Below are 18,404 nucleotides of genomic sequence, written 5' to 3'. Positions count from 1 at the left end.
CGTCTGACCACCGCCTCTTGTCCAGCATGGACCCTGTTTTCATATACAGGAGGTCGCCATGCTTCATTACGCCGTCGTCTTCTTCGTGATCGCCATCATCGCCGCGTTGCTGGGCTTCAGTGGCATCGCCGGTGCGGCGAGCAACATCGCCTGGATCCTGTTCGTGGTGTTCCTGATCCTTGCGGTGATCTCGCTGTTCCGCAAGAAGGGCTGAACCGCTTGAACCACAACGGCCCGCCCGGGTGTCCCCGGGCGGGCCGTTGCGTTTGCCGCCGGGCGCCGGTCAAGGCGCGAGCAGGCACGCGAAGTAGGTCACCGTCTTGCCATTGTCCAGGCGGGCTTCACCCACCGGCCTGAAGCCGAGCTGCTGGTGGAAGGCCACGGAAGCGGGATTGGGCGGATCGGCGTTGATCTCGCAGACCAGGCAATCATGGCCATGCAGGCGTGCGTGCGCGGCCAACGCAGCGTACAGCTGCCGTGCCAGCCCCTTGCCGCGCGCCCGCGCGTCGACCACCACGCGGTCGATGTAGACGAAGCGCCGGTAGCGCGCCGACAGCCAGGCGAAGTTGGGGTTGTCGTAGTCGGCGTCCTGGTCCAGCGCGATCAGCAGCGCCTGCGCATCGGCGCAGGTGCGGGCGAAGAATGCCTGCCGCAGCAGCCGTGCGAAGGCCGCCGGCTCCTGCCAGGACAGCTCCTGCGCGTGGGCGTTGTTCAACGCCAGCAGTGCCGGCAGGTCGTCGCCGGTGATCGCGCGGGGCGCGTCACCGGCGGCAGGCGCTGGGTTCATGGCGTGGAGGTGATCGAGCTGGACAGCGCCTTGTCGGCGGCATGGCGCTCCAGCGCCAGCTCGACCAGGCGGGTGATCAGCGCGGTGTAATCCAGGCCGGAGGCGCCCCACAGCTTGGGATACATGCTGATCCGGGTGAAGCCGGGCAGGGTGTTGATCTCGTTGATGACCACCTCGCCGGCCTCGGTGAGGAACACGTCCACGCGCGCCATGCCGGCGCACTCCAGCGCCTGGTAGGCGCGGATGGCGATCTGGCGGATACGCTGCTGGGCGTCGTCGCTGATGTCGGCCGGGATCACCGTTTCGGCGCCGTTGGCGCTGATGTACTTGGTGTCATAGGCGTAGAAGTCGTCGTGCACCACCACTTCGCCGCAGACACTGGCCTCGGGGTGGTCGTTGCCGAGCACCGCGCATTCGATCTCGCGGCCGACGATGGCCGATTCCACCAGCACCTTGTGGTCGAAGGACAGCGCCAGCGCCATGGCGGTGGCGAACTCCCCGGCATTGCGCACCTTGCTCACGCCGACCGACGAGCCCTGGTTGGCGGGCTTGACGAACAGCGGCGTGCCCAGCTGCGCGACCAGCGTGGCGTAGTCGGCGCCGGCGGCGGTGCTGCGGTTGAAGCAGGCAAACGGGGCGACGGCCAGGCCGGCGTCGCGCAGCAGGCGCTTGGTCACGTCCTTGTCCATCGCCGCGGCAGAGCCCAGCACGCCGGAGCCGACGAACGGCAGGTTGGCCATGCGCAGCAGGCCCTGCAGCGAGCCATCCTCGCCCAGGGTGCCGTGCACGATCGGGAACACCACGTCGATCTGCTGCAGCGCCGAGGCCGGGTCGCTGGGCACCAGCTGCGCCTGCTCGCGGCCGGGAAGCACCGCCACGGCATTGCCGGAACGGTTCAGCGCGATCCGCGCCGGGTCGTTGGCGTTGAGCAGGAACTGCTGCGGGTCGCTGACGTGCCAATGGCCCTGCTTGTCGATGCCGATCAGGCTGACATCGAACCGCTCCTTGTCCAGCGCGTCGAGGATGTTCTTCGCCGACTGCAGCGAGACCTCGTGTTCGGCCGAACGACCGCCGAAGATGATGCCTACCCGGGTCTTGCCCATTGCCTGTTGCTCCTGCCGAATGCCTGTGAGGGGTATGCATAGCATGAAGCAGGGAATGGGGCAGGGGGAACAGGAAATGTTCTTGCGGGGAGCGGGCGAGCAGGAACGGGCAAGGCGGTTTCGCGCGCTCCCGTGCCCGTTGCCGTTCCACGGCGAAAAGCACCGGCGTGTCTGGAAAGGTGACATTCAGCCAAACGCCCCTCGCGCCGCAGGCCGCATGCGCCCCCCGCGTTCCCGGTCACCGACCACGGCCATTCCCGGTTGCCTGCTTCGGTAGAATGCCCGGCATGTCTCCATCCCCCTTCAATGTCATCAAGCCGCTGGCCGGGCGAGCGCTGGAAGTGGCGCTCAACCGTGCGCTGGCCCTGGACCCGGATACCCGCAGTGCGCTGGCCACGCTGGACGGGCAACGCATCGCCCTGACCCTGGAATCGCCGGCACTGGCGATGCAGATCGGCGTCAGCGGGCAGCGCCTGACCGTGGGCCCGGTCGATCCCGCGCAGGAGGCCGACCTGGCCGTGCGCAGCACGCTCGGTGGTGTGCTGGCGCAATTGCCGTTCCTGGCCAACGCACGGCGCGGCAACAGCGCGCCGGCCGGGCGGGTGAAGGTGTCCGGTGACGCTGAATTGGCGCGCCGGCTGCAGCAGCTGGCCAGCCGCTTCGATCCGGATTGGCAGCAGCCCTTCGTCAAGGCCTTCGGCGAGGTGCTGGGCGTGCAGATCGCGCAGACCCTGCGCGCGGCGCTGGTGCAGGCGCGGCGCAGTGCAAGGGACCTGGCGGAGAGCGCGGCCGAATACGTTACCGAGGAGTCACGCGACGTGGTGCCACGTGCCGAGCTGGAGGCCTTCCACGACGACGTGGACGTGATCCGCGACGACGTCGAGCGCCTGGGCGTGCGCGTGGCGCGGCTGCGCCAGCGCCTGGGAGGTGCCGCATGAAGGCGACCCGCGCGATGTTCCGCGCCAGCCGCATCGGCCGGGTGATCCTGCGCTACCGCCTGGACGCGCTGCTCGATGGCACTCCGATGGAGCGCTGGCTGCGCCTGGCCAAGCCGTTCGTGCCGCGCGCCAGTGCCGACATCGCCTCGCTCTCGCGTGGCGCACGGCTGCGTCTGGCGCTGCAGGAGCTGGGGCCGATCTTCGTCAAGTTCGGGCAGATCCTGTCCACCCGCCGCGACCTGGTGCCGCCGGACGTGGCCGCCGAACTGACCCTGTTGCAGGACCGGGTCAAGCCGTTCGACGGGGAGCGCGCGCTGCAGATCGTCGAACAGGCACTGGGCCTGCCGATCACCGAGGCGTTCGCCAGCTTCGACACCACGCCGCTGGCCTCGGCCTCGATCGCGCAGGTGCATGCCGCGACGCTGGACGGTGGCCGCCAGGTGGTGGTCAAGGTGTTGCGCCCGGACATCGAGCAGCAGATCGCCGGTGACATCGCCCTGCTCAAGTCGCTGGCCGCGCTGGTCGAGCGCACCCATCCGCGTGCGGACAAGATCCGCCCGCGCGAAGTGGTGGCCGAGATCGAGACCACCCTGGCCGCCGAGCTGGACCTGCAGCGCGAAGGCGCCAATGCCAGCGTGCTGCGCCGGTTCTGGGAGAACTCCGATGACCTGTACGTGCCGGAGGTGATCTGGAGCCACACCGCCGAACGCGCGCTCACGCTGGAGCGGGTATGGGGCATCCCCTCGGACGACATCGCCGCGCTGGACACCGCCGGCATCAACCGCCAGGCGCTGGCGGCCAAGGGCGTGCGCGTGTTCTACACGCAGGTGTTCCGCGACAACTTCTTCCACGCCGATGCGCACGCCGGCAACATCTGGGTCGACATCGACCCGGCGCGCCGCGACAACCCGCGTTTCATCGCGCTGGATTTCGGCATCATGGGCCAGCTTTCGGAGGAGGATCAGTACTACCTCGCCGAGAACTTCATGGCGATCTTCAACCGCGACTACCGGCGCATCGCCGAGCTGCACCTGCAGGCGCAATGGATGCCGGCCACGGTGCGCATCGACGAGCTGGAAGCGGCCGTGCGCGCGGTGTGCGAGCCGTACTTCACCCGCCCGCTGTCGCAGATCTCGCTGGCCGAGGTGCTGGTCAAGCTGTTCCGCACCGCGCAGCGCTACCAGCTGACCCTGCAGCCGCAGTTGATCCTGCTGCAGAAGACCCTGCTCAACATCGAGGGCGTGGGCCGCCAGCTCGATCCGCAGCTGGATATCTGGGCGGTCGCCAAGCCGGTGCTCGAACGCATCCTGCGTGAGCGCTACAGCCCGCGCCGCGCGCTGAAGGAACTGGCCAAGCGCCTGCCGGAAATCATGACCCAGGCCCCGGACATGCCGGCGCTGCTGCACAGTTGGCTGCGCCAGCAGGTCGAGGGCAAGCACGAGCTGGCGATGCGCTCGCAGGACATCGTCAGCCTCAACGAGACCCTGCGCCGCATGCAGCGGCGCGTGGTCACCGCGGTGACCGGCGTCGGCCTGGTGGTGGTGTCGGCGCTGCTGTACGGGCTGCAGACCGGTGGCCCGCTGCTGGCCTCGGTGCCGCTGTGGTCGTGGATCACCGGCGGCGTGGGCGTGCTGGCGCTGGCGTCGGCCTGGTTGCGGCGATGAGCGCGGCGATGGAAGCCACCGAAGCCACCGATGCGGAGGTCGTGTTCGAGCCGTTGCCGTTGTTGTACGAGGATCAATGGCTGGCGGTGGTGAACAAGCCGGCCGGGCTGATGGTCCACGACAGCAAGCTGGCCCGCGGCGAGGATGACTTCCTCGCCGACCGCCTGCGCGCGCAGCTGGGCAAGCCGATCTTCCTGGTGCACCGGCTGGACCGTGCCACCAGCGGCTGCCTGCTGCTGGCCTTCGACCGCGAGACCGCCAGTGCGCTGGGCAAGGCATTGATGGGCGGCGAAGTCAGCAAGGACTACCTGGCCGTGTGCCGGGGCTGGCCGGCCGAAGATGCGTTCACCGTCGACCACGACCTGGACGGCGGCCCGGGCAAGCCGGTCAAGAAGCCGGCCATCACCCATTTCCAGAAGCTGTTGACCGGCGAGCTGCCGATTCCCTCGAACGGCTTCCCGACCTCGCGCTATGCGTTGCTGCGCTGCCAGCCGCAGACCGGGCGTTTCCGCCAGATCCGCCGGCACCTCAAGCACCTGTTCCATCACCTGATCGGCGATACCAGCCATGGTGACGGGCGGCATAACCGCACGTTCCGCATGCAGGGCGTGCACCGCATGCTGCTGCACGCCGAGCGCCTGGCGTTCCCGCATCCGCAGGGCGGCCGGGTGGACGTGAGCGCGCCGCTGGATCGCGAGTTCGGCAAGGCGATGGAGCTGTTCGGTTGGTCGCTGCAGCCATGAGGTGAGGGGGCCGTTGCCCCCGACTACACCCCGCCCTGCTGCGCAGGAAGGGACGGTTCCTGCAGGTCGGTCCGATCACAGTGATCGCCACGTTCCCGCCTCCTCCCTTGGCATCGCCAAGGGCAGGACCAGGCGGGGTGTCGTTGCTTCTTCTTTCGCTTACTTCCCGCCCTTGGCCTCGGGTTCATTGACGATCTGCTGCAGGTCCTTCTCCAGGTCCGCCAGCAGCGGCGTCATCTTCTGCTGGATGGCGACCATCAGGTTCTGCATCAGCGTCGGGGTCTTGTCGAGCAGGCTCTGGCCGGCCGGGCTCTCGTAGAACTCGGCCATCGCCAGCACGTCCTCCTTCGAGAACGAACGCTTGTACAGGTCCACGTACATCGGCCGCATCTGCGACCAAGACAGCGCTTCGCGCATGGTCTGCGAGGTGCGCTGCTGGATGCGCTGGATGCGTTGCTTCTGCTCCGGGCTCAGCTGCTGGTTGCCGCTGAGCTGGGCGAACTGCTGCTGCTGCATGGCTTCCATCTGCGGCAGCATCGCGTCGAGCATGTTCTGCGCACGCGAGGCGGCGAGCAGGCGGTTGATGTCGCTGTCCGACGGTGGCGTGGCCAGGGCGGGCGCGATGCCGGCCAGCAGCAGGCTGCCGGCCAGCAGCAGGGGCGTGAGGCGGGAACGGACGGTGCGATGTGCAGACATGGGCCTTCCTGGAGTCCGGGGCATGCCCGGAGCATACCTGCGGTGCAGCATCGGCGTGCCGCTCGCCTGGCCCGGCCGACCGGACGTGTGACCGGATGTTTTCGGCAAGTTGTTGTTTTCAATGTAAAAACATAAATCTGCGTGAAGGGCCTAGCAGATCAAGATGTCACCTGGATGAAAATTTTACGGAAAATGAGATGTAAATCACATTTTTCGGCGTAGGCTCTGCCTGAAGGTGCGACACAGGGGAGGGGCAGGCACGGTAGCCAGGCTCCTGCATCAATGGGGGGAAGGGCGATGGAAGAGCTGGCCAAGGGGTCGACTGTCGTGATGATCGCGGGCTGGGTCGCGGTGCTGACCCTGCTGCTCGCGTGCGTGCTGTTGACCCTCATCGTGATCCTGAGAATGCGCGCGCAGCGCCGCGAGCAACGCGACCTGCAGGCACGCGAACACTGGACGCGGGTGCTGCAGCAGGCCCTGCTGGGGCCGGTGGAGGTGCAGCGGCTGCAGCCGGGTGAAGTGCAGGGCTTCGTCGACGCCTGGAACGCCCTGCACGAATCACTGCCGGAGGAGGCCGCACGGCGCCTGGTCCCGGTCGGGCAGCGGGTCGGGCTGGAGGAGGTCTCGCCACGGCTGCTGCGCGGCAGCTACCACGACCGCGCGATGACCATCATCGCCCTGGGCCACCTGCGCGACCGTCGCCTGTTCGACCGGCTGTCGCCGTTCCTGACCGACCGCAGCCCGATCGTGTCGCTGTGCGCGGCGCGTGCGCTGGCCCAGGTGGACCCGCCCCGCGCGATGGCGATGTTCGTGCCACTGGTGTCCGAGCGCGAGGACTGGGTGCCGGGCAACGTCGCGCGCATCCTGGCCGAGAACAAGGACGGCAGCGCCGCCCGCGAGCTCGGCAATGCATTGCTGCGTGCCAACGCCGATACCACGGTGAAGCTGGTGCGCTTCCTGGCCGACATCGATCCGCAACGCGCCAGCGGCGTGCTCCGGCAGCTGCTGGACGGGCACGTCGACGACCACATCATCTCGGTCTGCCTGCAGCTGGTGAACGACCGCCACGAGCGTGAGCGGGTGATCGGGTTCCTTGCGGCCTCGCGCTGGCATGTCCGCATGCATGCGGCGGTCGCGCTGGGCCGCATCGGTGAGGCCGCCGACGCCGCGCGGCTGGAGCCGTTGCTGGCCGACAGCGTGTGGTGGGTGCGCTACCGCGCGGCGCAGGCGCTGATGGCGCTGAGCGGCAACGGCGTGGAGGCCATGCGCAAGGTGCAGCAGCGGCAGGGGGATGCCTTCGGCCGCGACATCATCGACCAGGTGTTGTCCGAGCACGGGCTCAGGGGGGCGACATGAACTACTGGCAATCCTTCGTGGAGTATCTGCAGCAGTTGCCATGGCTGCAGCAGCTGGCCGCGCTGCAGTGGCTGTTCGTCGCCTACTTCGTGGCGATCAACCTGGCCTACCTGGTGCTCAACTACATCTCCGCCTACCAGATCGTGCGCTACATGCGCGAATACCGGGCCAACTACCTGCCGGCGGCGCTGCGCGAGTACCAGCCGCCGGTCAGCATCGTGCTGCCGGCCTACAACGAGGAAACCTCGGTGGTGTCCTCGGTGCGTTCGCTGCTCAAGACCAGCTACCCCGACTTCGAGATCGTGGTGGTCAACGACGGTTCCAGCGACCGCACCCGCGAGGCATTGATCGAGGCCTTCGGCCTGGTGCTGGTACCGGAGGCCTATCGCGCGCGCCTGCACACCGAGCTGGTCAAGGGCGTCTATGCCTCGGCCCGCTACCCGCGCGTGCGCATGGTCGACAAGGCCAACGGCGGCAAGGCCGATGCGATCAATGCCGGGATCAACTGCGTGCGCTACCCGCTGTTCTGCGTGATCGACGCCGACAGCATCCTGCAGCCGGAAAGCCTCTCGCGGGTGGTGCGCCCGTTCCTGGAGGACCGCCGGGTGATGGCCAGCGGTGGCGTGGTGCGCGTGCTCAACGGCTGCACGGTCAAGGACGGCATGTTGTCCGAAGTCGGCCTGCCCCGCCGCCTGCTGCCCAGCTTCCAGCTGGTGGAGTACCTGCGCGCGTTCCTGTTCGGGCGCATGGGCTGGTCGCCGATGAATGCCCTGCTGATCATCTCCGGCGCGTTCGGGGTGTTCTACAAGGAACGGGTGATCGCCATCGGTGGCTATCGCACCGATACCGTGGGCGAGGACATGGATCTGGTGATCCGCCTGCATCGCAACTTGCGCGAGGAACAGCGCGACTACCGCATCGTGTTCGTGCCCGACCCGGTGTGCTGGACCGAGGCACCGACCGACCTGGCCTCGCTGCGCAACCAGCGCGTGCGCTGGCAACGCGGCCTGGCCGAGAGCCTGTGGTCGAACATCCGGCTGATGTTCAGCCGCCACGGTGGCGCGGCTGGATGGGTGGCGTTTCCGTTCATGCTGGTGTTCGAGTTCCTGGGCCCGGTGATCGAGGTGATCGGCTATGTCTCGATGATCGTGCTGGCACTGGTGGGGCTGGTGCCGCTGGATGTGTTCCTGGTGTTCCTGGCCGCCGCGGTGGGCATGGGCATCCTGCTCTCGGTCAACGCGATGCTGCTGGAGGAGCTGTCCTTCGGCCTGTACAAGCGGCCATTGCAGCAGCTGCGGATGTTCGTCGTCGCGGTGCTGGAGAACTTCGGCTACCGTCAGATCAATTCCTGCTGGCGCTTCGTCGGCACCATGCGCTGGTTGTTCAGCCGGCGTCGGCGCCATAGCTGGGGACATGTCAGCCGCGATGGTTCCTGGCAGCAGAACGCGGCCGGTGCGGAGCCGGCGAGCCAACCGCATGCGCCGGAAGGGAGCCACCTACCATGAAGACCAGGAGCGATTCATTGGCCATGCAACCGCCTTCCACTCCCCGCACGCTGCACGTGGCGCTGCTGCTGGTGCTGGCCAGCTGCAGTGCCACCGCGATGGCGCAGGATGCCGAGCCGGACGCGCTCACCGTGCAGATGCGCCAGGTGCAGGCACTGGCCACCGGCGGGCAGCGTGCCGAGGCCCTGGCACGCTACACGGCCCTGCTGGTCGAGCATCCCGGCAATGGCGACCTGTTGCTGGCACGTGGGCGCACCTACGCGTGGGACGGCCAGTATGCGGCGGCGGAGAACGACCTGCGCGCGGTGGTGGAAAAGAGCCCGACCTATGCCGACGCGTGGTCGGCGCTGGGTGACGTGTACCGCTGGAGCGACCGTCCGCAACAGGCCGCCGGCGCCTATTCCCATTGGGTGGAACTGGCACCGCAGGACCCGGCCGCGCGCATCGCCCGCGGGCGCGCCCTGCGCGATGCCGGGCAGCGCGAAGCGGCGCGCGCCGACTTCGATGCCGCCGCCGGCCTGGGCGCCGATCCCGGCGAGATCGCCGGCCTGCAGCAGAGCCTGTTGCCGCGCCTGTCCAACCCGGACGTGATCGTCGCCGGCTACCGCTGGAGCGCCAGCGCGGGTTGGGACCACACCGGCTTCAGCGGTGACCGGGAAAGCTGGAACGACGCCGACCTGACCGTGCGCCGCCAGTTCAGCCGCGGCTCGCTGGGCCTGGAGCTGTTGCGCGCCGATCATTTCGGCACCCGCGATACGGCCTGGGCACTGGATGGCTACGTCCCGTTGTGGCCGCGCGCCTATGCCAACCTGCGTTACCAGCACGGACCTTTCGGCGGGGTGCTGCCGCGCCAGGCCTGGCGCGCGGAAGTGTTCCAGGGCGTGGGCAGTGGCTGGGAGCTGTCGGCCAGCGTCGACCACCTGCGCTTCTCCGGCGATACCGAGTTCTACGGGATCGGCGTGGGGCGCTACGTCGGCAACTGGTACGGCCGCTACAAGCTGCAGCACGTGCCCGGCGTCGGCAATGGCAGCTGGAGCCACCGCGTGCTGCTGCGCAACTACTACAAGGGCGATGCCGACGACTACCTGGAGGTCAGCGCCAGCAGCGGCCGCAGCACCGACATGGACCGCTTCGGCACCGTGGTGCGCGACAGCAACGCCGCGGTCGGGGTGGCATGGAAGCACTACTTCGCGCCGAACTGGGGCTTCAAGATCGGGCTCGGCTATGCCGATGACGACGGCGGCTACGACGAGCAGCGTGTCTCCGCGTCGCTGTACACGCGCTGGTAGCCGGGCCGCGGTGATGACGATGACCGAACACAACGGCAATGCGTGGTCGCGTTTCTCCTCCGCCTTCCCGGCACTGTTGCTGGCGCAGGCGGTGCTGGTGGCCGGCGCGGTGCTCAATGGCCTCCAGGGCGCGAGCTGGGACGGCAACCAGCGGTGGGCCATCGCGGGCATCGCGCTGGCGCAGGCCGGCCTGGTGCTGCTGCGGCTGGTGCCGTTGCTGCTGCTGGTGAGCCTGCCGGTGCTGGCGATCCGCCGGCGCGTGCCGCGCGTGCTGCTGCTGGCGGTGGTGTGGTCATTGCTGCTGGTGGTGCAGGCCATGCTCGACCAGTACTACCAGGTGGCGCAGGTGCCCCTGGGCGCGGACCTGTTCGGTTACAGCACGGCGGAAATCCGCACCACGCTGGCCGATGGTGCAGCGCTCAACCCGCGCGGCGTGCTCGCCCTGGTGCTGCCGCTGGTGGTGCTATGGCTGGGCCTGCTGCTCTGGCATCGCCGCGACGGGCGGGGCTCGACGCTGGCCACGACGGTACTGCTGGTCGCCGGCATTGCCGCATGGCTGCTGCCGCTGCCGGCCGGGGCCAAGGTGTTGAGCGATGATGCCGCACGCGGCCTGGCCTGCAACAAGCTGGCCTGGTTCAGTGGCGATGTATGGCGCTGGCGCCGGGACGGCGCAGGCATCGTTTCGCCGCCGCAGGTGGCCGCAGCCACGCAGTTGCCGGCGCTGGATCCGCAGTACCCGTTCCTGCGCCAGGAGTCGACCCCCGACACGCTGGGTGACTACTTCTCGCCGACCCGCGACGGCAGCCGGCCGAACGTGGTGGTGATCGTGGTCGAGGGCCTGGGGCGTTCGTTCTCCGGGCCGCAGGCATCGTTGGGCAGCTTCACGCCGTTCCTCGACGAACTGGCCACGCGCAGCCTGTACTTCGACAACTTCCTGGCCAACCAGGGCCGGACCTTCGGCGTCCTGCCGACGTTGTTCGGCTCGGCCCCGTTCGCCGAGCAGGGCTTCACCGCGCTGGGGGCCGGCATGCCGGCGCATCCGGGGTTGTTCAGCGTGCTCGGCCAGCAGGGTTACCACACCGCCTTCTACAACGGCACCGACACCGCCTTCGACGACGAGAAGGGGTACATGCAGCTGCAGCAGGTCCAGCAGCTGGTGGACATGAACTCCTTCGGCGACGGCTATCAGCGCAACCCCTTCAGTGCCTGGGGCTATCCGGACAAGGAGCTGGTCTCGCGCGTGCTGGCCGACAGCAACCGCCTGCAGACCCCGTTCCTGGTGGCGATCCAGACCATCTCGATGCACACCAGCTACGCGTTCCCCGGCCAGGAGGCCTACCGTGTGCGGCTGGAACAGCGCCTGCAGGCGTTGCAGGTGCCCGCCGCGCAACTGCCGGCGTACCGCGCCAACGCCGCGGAGTACAGCACCATCCTGTACACCGATGACCAGCTGCGCCGTTACTTCGACAGCGTGGCCAGTGCACCGTGGTACGCCAACACCATCTTCGTGGTGACCGGCGACCATCGCCTGCCGGAGATCCCGATGGGCGAGCACGTGGACCGCTACCACGTGCCGCTGATCATCTTCTCGCCCCTGCTCAAGCAGCCGCGGCGCGTGCGTGCGGTGTCCTCGCAGCTGGACGTGACGCCGTCGCTGGTGGCGCTGCTGTCCAATACCTACGGCCTGCAACGCCCGGCGCGGACGCCGTGGCTGGGCACCGGCCTGGACATGGCCGAGAGCTTCCGCAACATCCATGCGCTGCCGCTGCAGCAGACCAAGACCAGCGCGCCGGAGTACCTGGCCGAACGCTGGTGGCTGCGCGAGGGCAAGCTGTACGAGCTGCAGGACGGCATGCACCTGGCCGAAGCCGACGATCCCGCGGTGCGTGACTGGGTAGCCGCGCGACGGGCGCATTACGTGCAGGCCAATGCGATCTTCATGCAGCGGCGGGCATTGACCCCGGACGGTGCCAATGCGCCGCTGGTGGCGTACCAGGCACCGGCACGGCCGGATGCCCTGGCGGTGGTCGCACCGACCGCGCACGGCGTGGGCATGGAGTCCGCGCAGGTGGCGCGCATCGGCGAGGGCGTGCAGCTGACGGCGGTGTTCAGCAATGGCGACGCGGTCCCGAGCAAGCCGTTCGTGCCGCTGGCCGTGCTGGCGACCGACGATGGCCGCGAGTTGAAGGAGGTGTACGGCAGCGCCGTGCAGCTGCCGGTCGGCGGCAAACAGCAGGTGCAGCTGCTGCTGCCCTATCCGCAGGCATGCGCCGGCCGCTGCTTCGTGTCGGTGTTCCCGTCCGACCCGGACAACGGCAAGCCGGTCGGCATCGGCCGCTACCACCTGCCGGTGGAGGCCGGTGCCGCCACCGCCGGCGGGAGCGCGCCATGAGGTCGCTGTGGGCCGGTGGCCTGGTCTGGTTGATGTGCGCGCTGCCGGCCACGGCGGCCAGCCCCGCCAGCCGCGCGTTCTGGACCTGGGAAGCGGAGTCGTATGCGCTGGTCGAGGATCCGGCCGTGGCCGAGGAGGCCATCGCTTACCTCAAGCCCCGGCATGTCGACACGCTGTACCTGTATGCCGATGCCTACCAGGGCCGCAACCTGATCGTGGAGCAGCCGCAGCTGTACCGTGCCTTCATCGAGCGCATGCATGCGCAGGGCATGAAGGTCTACGCGCTGCTCGGTTCGGCCTACCTGAACACCGAGAACTACGTGCTGCCTTCGCATCGCGCGCAGGCCGAGGCGATGTTCCGGCGGGTGGTCGAGTACAACGCCAGCGTGCCGGAGACGGCGCGCTTCGACGGCGCCAACCTGGACATCGAGCCGCACATCCTGGATGCATGGGACGAGGACACCCGCGAGGGCCTGCTCGCCGGCTTCCTGGACATGAGCGATGCGTTGATGCAGATCAAGCATGCGCATGGCGCGACCTTGAGCGTGGGGCCGGCGATACCGTTCTGGCTCGATGGCATCGAGCTGGAGTGGAAGGGCAGGCGCCGCCCGGTCAGCGAACACACCATCGACCTGTATGACTACGTCGCGCTGATGGACTACCGCGACAAGGCCGAAGGCAGCGACAGCATTCTTTCGCATGCGGCCAGCGAGATCGCCTATGCCAACCAGGTGGGCAGGAAGGTGGTGATCGGGCTGGAGGTGTCGCCGAACGAGATCGACAAGGTCACCTTCGACGAGGAAGGGCCGAAGGTGTTCGAGCAGGAAGTGGCCAAGGTGGAGCGTGCCTTGCGCAAGGAGCCGTCGTTCGCCGGCTTCGCCATCCACCATTACCGCGCCTGGCGGCGTTGGGAAGCGCGGGAGTGGGATCCGGCGCCGGCGCGCTGAGTTCTCTCCGGGCCGCCTGTGCCGCCTTCCCCGGCCGTACAGGGAGAGGGTTCGATAGGGACTTCCGCCGAGCACGCCCGCCGAGCATGGCCCGGCATGGGTCGGCTGCTTACAATGCGCCGATGGGGACAGGCCTGATCGAAATCTCGGCGCAGCTGGCGATACCGGAAACGGAGATCGTCGAACGCTTCGTGCGCGCCAGCGGGGCCGGCGGGCAGAACGTGAACAAGGTATCCACCGCGGTGGAACTGCGCTTCGACGTGGCCGGCTCGCCCTCGCTGCCCGAGCCGTTGCGGCAGCGCCTGCTGGCACGCCGCGACCGCCGCATGACCGGCGAGGGCGTGCTGGTGATCGACGCCCAGCGCTTCCGCACCCAGGACCGCAACCGTCAGGATGCCCGCGAGCGGCTGGTGGCCTTCATCCAGACCAGCCTGTCGGTGCGCAAGGCGCGGGTGGCGACCAAGCCCACCTACGGTTCCAAGCTGCGCCGGCTGGACCAGAAAAAGGAACGCGCCCAGGTCAAGCGCGGCCGTTCAACCCGCAATTGGGAGTAGTACTTGAGCCATTCCGAGCCCGTGGTGCCCGTCATTCCGTCCAATGTGCCCAGGGTCAAACCCAATGCGTTCGTCCGTTGGCTGGGGCGCACCGTGCTGCGCCTGGGCGGCTGGCGCATCCGCGGCCCGATCCCGGACCTGTCCAAGGCGGTGGTGATCGCCGCGCCGCATACCTCCAACTGGGACGGGCTGTGGGGGCTGGCGGCCAAGATGGCGCTGGGCGTGGAAGCGCGCATCCTGGGCAAGGACAAGCTGTTCTGGTGGCCGCTGGGCAGCGTGCTGCGCGGGCTGGGCGTGGTGCCGCTGGACCGCAGCTCGCCGCAGGGCACGGTCGGGCAGGCGGTGGCGATGATCCAGGGCAGCGACCGGATCTGGTTCGCGCTGGCCCCGGAAGGCACGCGCAAGCCGGTCAAGGAGTGGAAGACCGGATTCCTGCGCATCGCGCGCACCGCCCAGGTGCCGGTGATCCCGGCCTATTTCCACTACACCGAACGGGTGATCGGCTTCGGCCCGCCGTTCCACACCAGCGGTGACGACGTGGCCGACATGGCGGCCATCCGCGCCTGGTACCGGCCGTGGCAGGGCCGCAACCGCGGCACTACCTGAGCGGCCGTGCGACGGGGCCGGCCAGGCCCAAGGCGCCACCATCGGCACATGCTGGAAACCGGTGATCGGAGTAGGGTGATGGGCTGTTCGAAGCCCGTTCCCAAGGAGCCGTTTCATGTCGCGTACCGTAGTTCTGGCCGCTGCCATCAGCCTTGCGCTGGCGGCCTGTTCCGGCAAGGAGTCCACCACCCCCGTGAGCGCCAACGCCCCCGCCCAGGCCGGCCAGCCGGCCGACGCCTCGACCAACCCGTTCATGACCGCCAGCAGCCTGCCGTTCCAGGCCCCGGCGTTCGACAAGATCAAGGACAGTGACTACCTGCCGGCCTTCGAGGAAGGCATGCGCCAGCACCTGGCGCAGATCAAGCAGATCACCGACAACACCCAGCCGGCCACCTTCGACAACACGCTGCTGCCGATGGAGCAGTCCGGTGAAATCCTGGACCGCGTCAGCCGCGTGTTCTTCAGCGTGGTGCAGGCTGATACCAACCCCGAGCGCCAGAAGATCCAGGAAGACGTGGTGCCGAAGCTGGCCGCGCACAGCGATGCCATCTATCTCGATGCCAAGCTCTTCGCGCGCGTGAAGGCGGTATACGACGCACGCGCCAGCGCCGGGCTCGACGCCGAGCAGCTGCGCGTGGTCGAGGAGACCTACAAGGGCTTCGTCAAGGCCGGCGCCGAGCTCAACGACGCCGACAAGGAAACCCTGAAGCAGTACAACGCCGAGGAAGCCACGCTCTCCAACGACTTCCACAACAAGCTGGTGGCGGCCACCGCCGCCGGCGCGGTGACCCTGGATGACAAGGCGCAGCTGGCCGGCCTGTCCGAGGCCGACATCGCCGCCGCCGAAGGTACCGCCAAGGAGCGCAAGCTCGACGGCAAGTGGGTGCTGAGCCTGCAGAACACCACCCAGCAGCCGGCGTTGATGTCGCTGCAGGACCGCGACGTGCGCGCCAAGGTGCTGGAAGCCTCCGAGACCCGCACCGAGCACGGTGACGCCAACGACACCCGCCGCATCATCCAGCGCCTGGCCCAGCTGCGCGCGGCCAAGGCCAAGCTGCTTGGCTTCCCGAACTACGCCGCCTACAACCTGACCGACCAGATGGCGCAGAACCCGGCCAACGCGCTGAAGCTGTTGACCGACACCGTGCCGGCGGCCACCGCCAAGGCGCGGGGGGAACTGGCCGAGATCCAGCAGGTGATCGACGCGCAGAAGGGTGGCTTCAAGGCCGCGGCCTCGGACTGGGACTTCTACGCCGAGCAGGTGCGCAAGGCCAAGTACGACCTGGACGAGTCGCAGATCAAGCCGTACTTCGAGCTGGACAACGTGCTGCAGAACGGCGTCTTCTACGCCGCCAACCAGCTGTACGGCCTGACCTTCAAGGAGCGCAAGGACCTGCCGGTGTACAACCCGGACGTGCGCGTGTTCGAGGTCAGCGACGCCGACGGCAAGCCGCTGGCGCTGTTCTACGCCGATTACTTCAAGCGTGACAGCAAGTCCGGCGGTGCGTGGATGGACGTGTTCGTCGAGCAGAACGGCCTGACCGGCACCAAGCCGGTGGTCTACAACGTGTGCAACTTCACCAAGCCCGCCGCCGGCCAGCCGGCGCTGCTGAGCTGGGACGACGTGACCACGATGTTCCACGAGTTCGGCCACGCCCTGCATGGCATGTTCTCCAACACCAGGTACCCGAGCGTGGCCGGCACCGCGGTGCCGCGCGACTTCGTCGAGTTCCCCTCGCAGTTCAACGAGCACTGGGCGTCGGACCCGAAGGTGTTCGCCAACTACGCCAAGCACTACCAGAGCAAGGAAGCGATGCCGCAGGCGCTGGTGGACAAGATCGCCAAGGCCAAGACCTTCAACCAGGGCTACATGACCACCGAATACCTGTCGGCGGCGCTGCTGGACCTGGCCTGGCACACGCAGGCGGCCGATGCTCCGCAGCAGGACGTGGACACGTTCGAGGCCGATGCGCTCAAGCGTTACAAGGTGGACCTGGCGCAGGTGCCGCCGCGTTACCGCAGCAGCTACTTCGACCACATCTGGGGTGGCGGTTACTCGGCCGGTTACTACGCCTACTTCTGGGCGGAGATGATCGACCATGACGCCTTCGAGTGGTTCAAGGAAAACGGTGGCCTGACCCGTGAGAACGGCCAGGTGTTCCGCGACAAGATCCTGTCCATCGGCAACACCCGCGACCTGGCCACGGCCTACCGCGACTTCCGCGGCAAGGACCCGAGCGTGGAGCCGCTGCTGCACAACCGCGGCCTGAAGTGATCGCGGCATCACAGTGGTTTGATTGAAACGACGAACGGCAGGGGAAACCCTGCCGTTCGTGCATGCGGCGCCGTCACGGGAGCGGCCTACAACCGGCTGATCATCTTCAGCCGCACCTGCGAGGCGGCCACGTCATGGCGTTGCGCGGCCATCGCACACAGCCGATCCAGCACCCCCTGCGGGTCGTGCAGCAGCGGGTCTGCGATGTCGATGCGCAGTGCAAGGTGCCCCCACCAGAAGGGGTGGCCGTCCACGTAGATTTCGTAGCCGGCCAGGTAGTGGTGCCCGTGGTTCAGGTCCATGGTGTCCATCGGCGATATCCGTCCAGCCAGGCAGGAGCGGCCTTGGCCGCGAAGCAGGCACTGGTGATGCGTACAGGACGTGTGCAACTGCATGTTGAAGAACGACGTCATGTATCAATGGCTTCGCGGCGGAGGTCACTCCTGCGGGTTTCAGGTGCCCACATGCACGCGGTTGCCGGCCTCGTTGCAGCCCAGGTGTTCCAGTGCCATCTCCAGCGCCAGCACGTAGCTCTGTGCGCGGAAGCCCTGTGCCACGCCGAGACGGTGGCCGTCCGCGGCAGGCAGGCGCGGTTCCTGGCCGTCGTCGTCATGCACTTCGATGTAGGTGGTGTGCAGGCGCGGCAGCAGCCGCTGCAGGCGTGTGCTGCCCACACAGGCACCGGGCGCGAGCAGGGTGACCTCGCCGGGGCTGTGGTCGGCCACGCACAACGCTTCCAGCAGTTCCTGTTCGCAGTGGCAGTCACGCACGGCGATGCTGGTGCCGCTGTCCAGGGCGCGCTGCACCAGCGAGTGCATCACCGCCTCCGGCAGCGGCGCGGCGGCGCGTTGCAGCGCCCCGCTGCCCTGGGGGCCGCGCACGATGTTGATCGACATGGCTCAGGCCTCCATTGCCTGCAGGCGACGCGCGGCGATGGCCAGCGACAGTTGGCAGGCCTGGTCGCGTTGCGCGGTGCAGACCACCACTGCCGGTGCGTGCTGCGGGTGCAGGTGGGTGTCGAGCGCATCGGCATCGTTGCGCACCATTTCGATGTAGGGCACGGGCAGTGCCTCCAGTGCCGCCAGCAGGGCTTGGCCGTGCTGGTCCCATTGCGGCGCGCCTGCCACGGCCGTTTCGATCAGCACCCACGCAGGCCGTGTGTCCCGCGCCTGGTGCAGGCCATCGAGCAGGGCCGGCAGTGAATCGCCTTCGTGGCAGTGCAGTGCGTGGCCACCGATGCGGGCCGGGAGCGGTGCCGGCGGCACGTCCTGCGGTGCTTGCCGGATCAACAGGATGCTCATGTGACACCTTTGCGGAGCGCCGTCTGGCGCGGTGGTGACACGATGCGCGCCGGGCAGGTAACACCGCTACGTCGGAGCAGGGGTGTACGCGTAAAGATTGCGTAGCGCTGCCATCGCCGCAGGAGCGGCCTCGGCCGCGAAGCCGCTGACAATGCTGCGTCGAAATGCCCGGACATCGCGGGGCGCCAGCAGCCATCGGTCTGCCGGCCAGGGCCACTCCTGCCGGAGAACTTCGCTCCTTCCTGCCA

General features: G+C 68.1%; 18 protein-coding genes. 12 read left to right on the top strand and 6 right to left on the bottom strand.

All coding sequences use genetic code 11. From position 1 onward, the window contains the following. Nucleotides 1-58 precede the first annotated feature (58 nt). Nucleotides 59-214, top strand: a complete 156-nt coding sequence (locus ATCM_RS06955; RefSeq protein ID WP_104940304.1) for a DUF1328 domain-containing protein — start codon at nt 59-61, stop codon at nt 212-214. 69 nt (nt 215-283) lie between these two features. Here ATCM_RS06955 and ATCM_RS06950 read toward each other — a convergent pair whose 3' ends face one another. Both ATCM_RS06950 and ddlA read right to left on the bottom strand, forming a co-directional pair. Further along, the gene (locus ATCM_RS06950) at nt 284-787 is read right to left on the bottom strand and encodes a GNAT family N-acetyltransferase (RefSeq protein ID WP_132863672.1); all 504 of its coding nucleotides are present in this window, start codon (nt 785-787) and stop codon (nt 284-286) included. Next, a complete protein-coding gene (gene ddlA / locus ATCM_RS06945; RefSeq protein ID WP_132863671.1) occupies nt 784-1,890 on the bottom strand; it encodes a D-alanine--D-alanine ligase in 1,107 nt (368 codons plus the stop codon). Before ddlA ends, ATCM_RS06950 begins: the two co-directional genes overlap by 4 nt. Before the next feature lie 278 nt (nt 1,891-2,168). Between ddlA and ATCM_RS06940 the strand changes: the two genes are divergently transcribed. Genes ATCM_RS06940 through ATCM_RS06930 form a run of 3 tightly spaced genes read left to right on the top strand, consistent with a single transcriptional unit; the run spans nt 2,169 to nt 5,235 of the window. Beyond that, entirely contained in the window at nt 2,169-2,828 is a 660-nt protein-coding gene (locus tag ATCM_RS06940; RefSeq protein ID WP_132863669.1) for an SCP2 sterol-binding domain-containing protein, read from the top strand. Continuing rightward, complete coding sequence (ubiB, locus tag ATCM_RS06935; protein WP_132863668.1) at nt 2,825-4,492, top strand: ubiquinone biosynthesis regulatory protein kinase UbiB; 1,668 nt, start codon at nt 2,825-2,827, stop codon at nt 4,490-4,492. Before ATCM_RS06940 ends, ubiB begins: the two co-directional genes overlap by 4 nt. Nucleotides 4,493-4,500: 8 nt before the next feature. Next, on the top strand, nt 4,501-5,235 hold the full coding sequence (locus ATCM_RS06930; protein WP_132863667.1) for a pseudouridine synthase: 735 nt from the start codon (nt 4,501-4,503) through the stop codon (nt 5,233-5,235). 159 nt (nt 5,236-5,394) lie between these two features. Here ATCM_RS06930 and ATCM_RS06925 read toward each other — a convergent pair whose 3' ends face one another. Further along, nucleotides 5,395-5,931 (bottom strand): DUF2059 domain-containing protein, encoded by a 537-nt coding sequence (locus ATCM_RS06925; RefSeq protein WP_132863666.1) that lies wholly within the window; start codon nt 5,929-5,931, stop codon nt 5,395-5,397. A 297-nt stretch (nt 5,932-6,228) separates the two neighbouring features. Here ATCM_RS06925 and ATCM_RS06920 point away from each other — a divergent pair, with 297 nt between their 5' ends. The 8 genes from ATCM_RS06920 (at nt 6,229) to dcp (ending at nt 16,855) form a co-directional block, all read left to right on the top strand. Next, entirely contained in the window at nt 6,229-7,287 is a 1,059-nt protein-coding gene (locus ATCM_RS06920; RefSeq protein ID WP_132863665.1) for a HEAT repeat domain-containing protein, read from the top strand. Further along, complete coding sequence (locus ATCM_RS06915) at nt 7,284-8,792, top strand: glycosyltransferase (protein ID WP_132863664.1); 1,509 nt, start codon at nt 7,284-7,286, stop codon at nt 8,790-8,792. Before ATCM_RS06920 ends, ATCM_RS06915 begins: the two co-directional genes overlap by 4 nt. Next, nucleotides 8,789-10,081 (top strand): YaiO family outer membrane beta-barrel protein, encoded by a 1,293-nt coding sequence (locus ATCM_RS06910; protein WP_132863662.1) that lies wholly within the window; start codon nt 8,789-8,791, stop codon nt 10,079-10,081. Before ATCM_RS06915 ends, ATCM_RS06910 begins: the two co-directional genes overlap by 4 nt. 19 nt (nt 10,082-10,100) lie before the next feature. Beyond that, nucleotides 10,101-12,473, top strand: coding sequence for an LTA synthase family protein (locus ATCM_RS06905; RefSeq protein ID WP_132863661.1), 2,373 nt, complete (start codon nt 10,101-10,103; stop codon nt 12,471-12,473). Then, on the top strand, nt 12,470-13,420 hold the full coding sequence (locus tag ATCM_RS06900) for a hypothetical protein (RefSeq protein WP_132863660.1): 951 nt from the start codon (nt 12,470-12,472) through the stop codon (nt 13,418-13,420). Before ATCM_RS06905 ends, ATCM_RS06900 begins: the two co-directional genes overlap by 4 nt. Nucleotides 13,421-13,542: 122 nt before the next feature. Then, complete coding sequence (arfB, locus tag ATCM_RS06895) at nt 13,543-13,974, top strand: alternative ribosome rescue aminoacyl-tRNA hydrolase ArfB (protein WP_132863658.1); 432 nt, start codon at nt 13,543-13,545, stop codon at nt 13,972-13,974. A 3-nt stretch (nt 13,975-13,977) separates the two neighbouring features. Beyond that, complete coding sequence (locus tag ATCM_RS06890; RefSeq protein ID WP_132863657.1) at nt 13,978-14,580, top strand: lysophospholipid acyltransferase family protein; 603 nt, start codon at nt 13,978-13,980, stop codon at nt 14,578-14,580. Between the two features lie 115 nt (nt 14,581-14,695). Beyond that, on the top strand, nt 14,696-16,855 hold the full coding sequence (gene dcp / locus ATCM_RS06885; RefSeq protein WP_132863655.1) for a peptidyl-dipeptidase Dcp: 2,160 nt from the start codon (nt 14,696-14,698) through the stop codon (nt 16,853-16,855). An 86-nt stretch (nt 16,856-16,941) separates the two neighbouring features. Here dcp and ATCM_RS06880 read toward each other — a convergent pair whose 3' ends face one another. The 3 genes from ATCM_RS06880 to ATCM_RS06870 form a co-directional block, all read right to left on the bottom strand. Next, nucleotides 16,942-17,166 (bottom strand): hypothetical protein, encoded by a 225-nt coding sequence (locus tag ATCM_RS06880; protein WP_132863654.1) that lies wholly within the window; start codon nt 17,164-17,166, stop codon nt 16,942-16,944. 141 nt (nt 17,167-17,307) lie between these two features. Next, nucleotides 17,308-17,751: a 3-dehydroquinate dehydratase gene (locus tag ATCM_RS06875; protein WP_132863653.1), complete on the bottom strand. Its 444-nt coding sequence runs from the start codon at nt 17,749-17,751 to the stop codon at nt 17,308-17,310. A gap of 3 nt (nt 17,752-17,754) precedes the next feature. Beyond that, nucleotides 17,755-18,156, bottom strand: a complete 402-nt coding sequence (locus ATCM_RS06870) for a hypothetical protein (RefSeq protein WP_132863651.1) — start codon at nt 18,154-18,156, stop codon at nt 17,755-17,757. Nucleotides 18,157-18,404 lie beyond the last annotated feature (248 nt).

The sequence above is a fragment of the Stenotrophomonas sp. ATCM1_4 genome (genome assembly GCF_004348115.1).
GTDB lineage: Bacteria > Pseudomonadota > Gammaproteobacteria > Xanthomonadales > Xanthomonadaceae > Stenotrophomonas > Stenotrophomonas capsici.
This window is presented reverse-complemented; position numbering and strand designations above follow the sequence as displayed.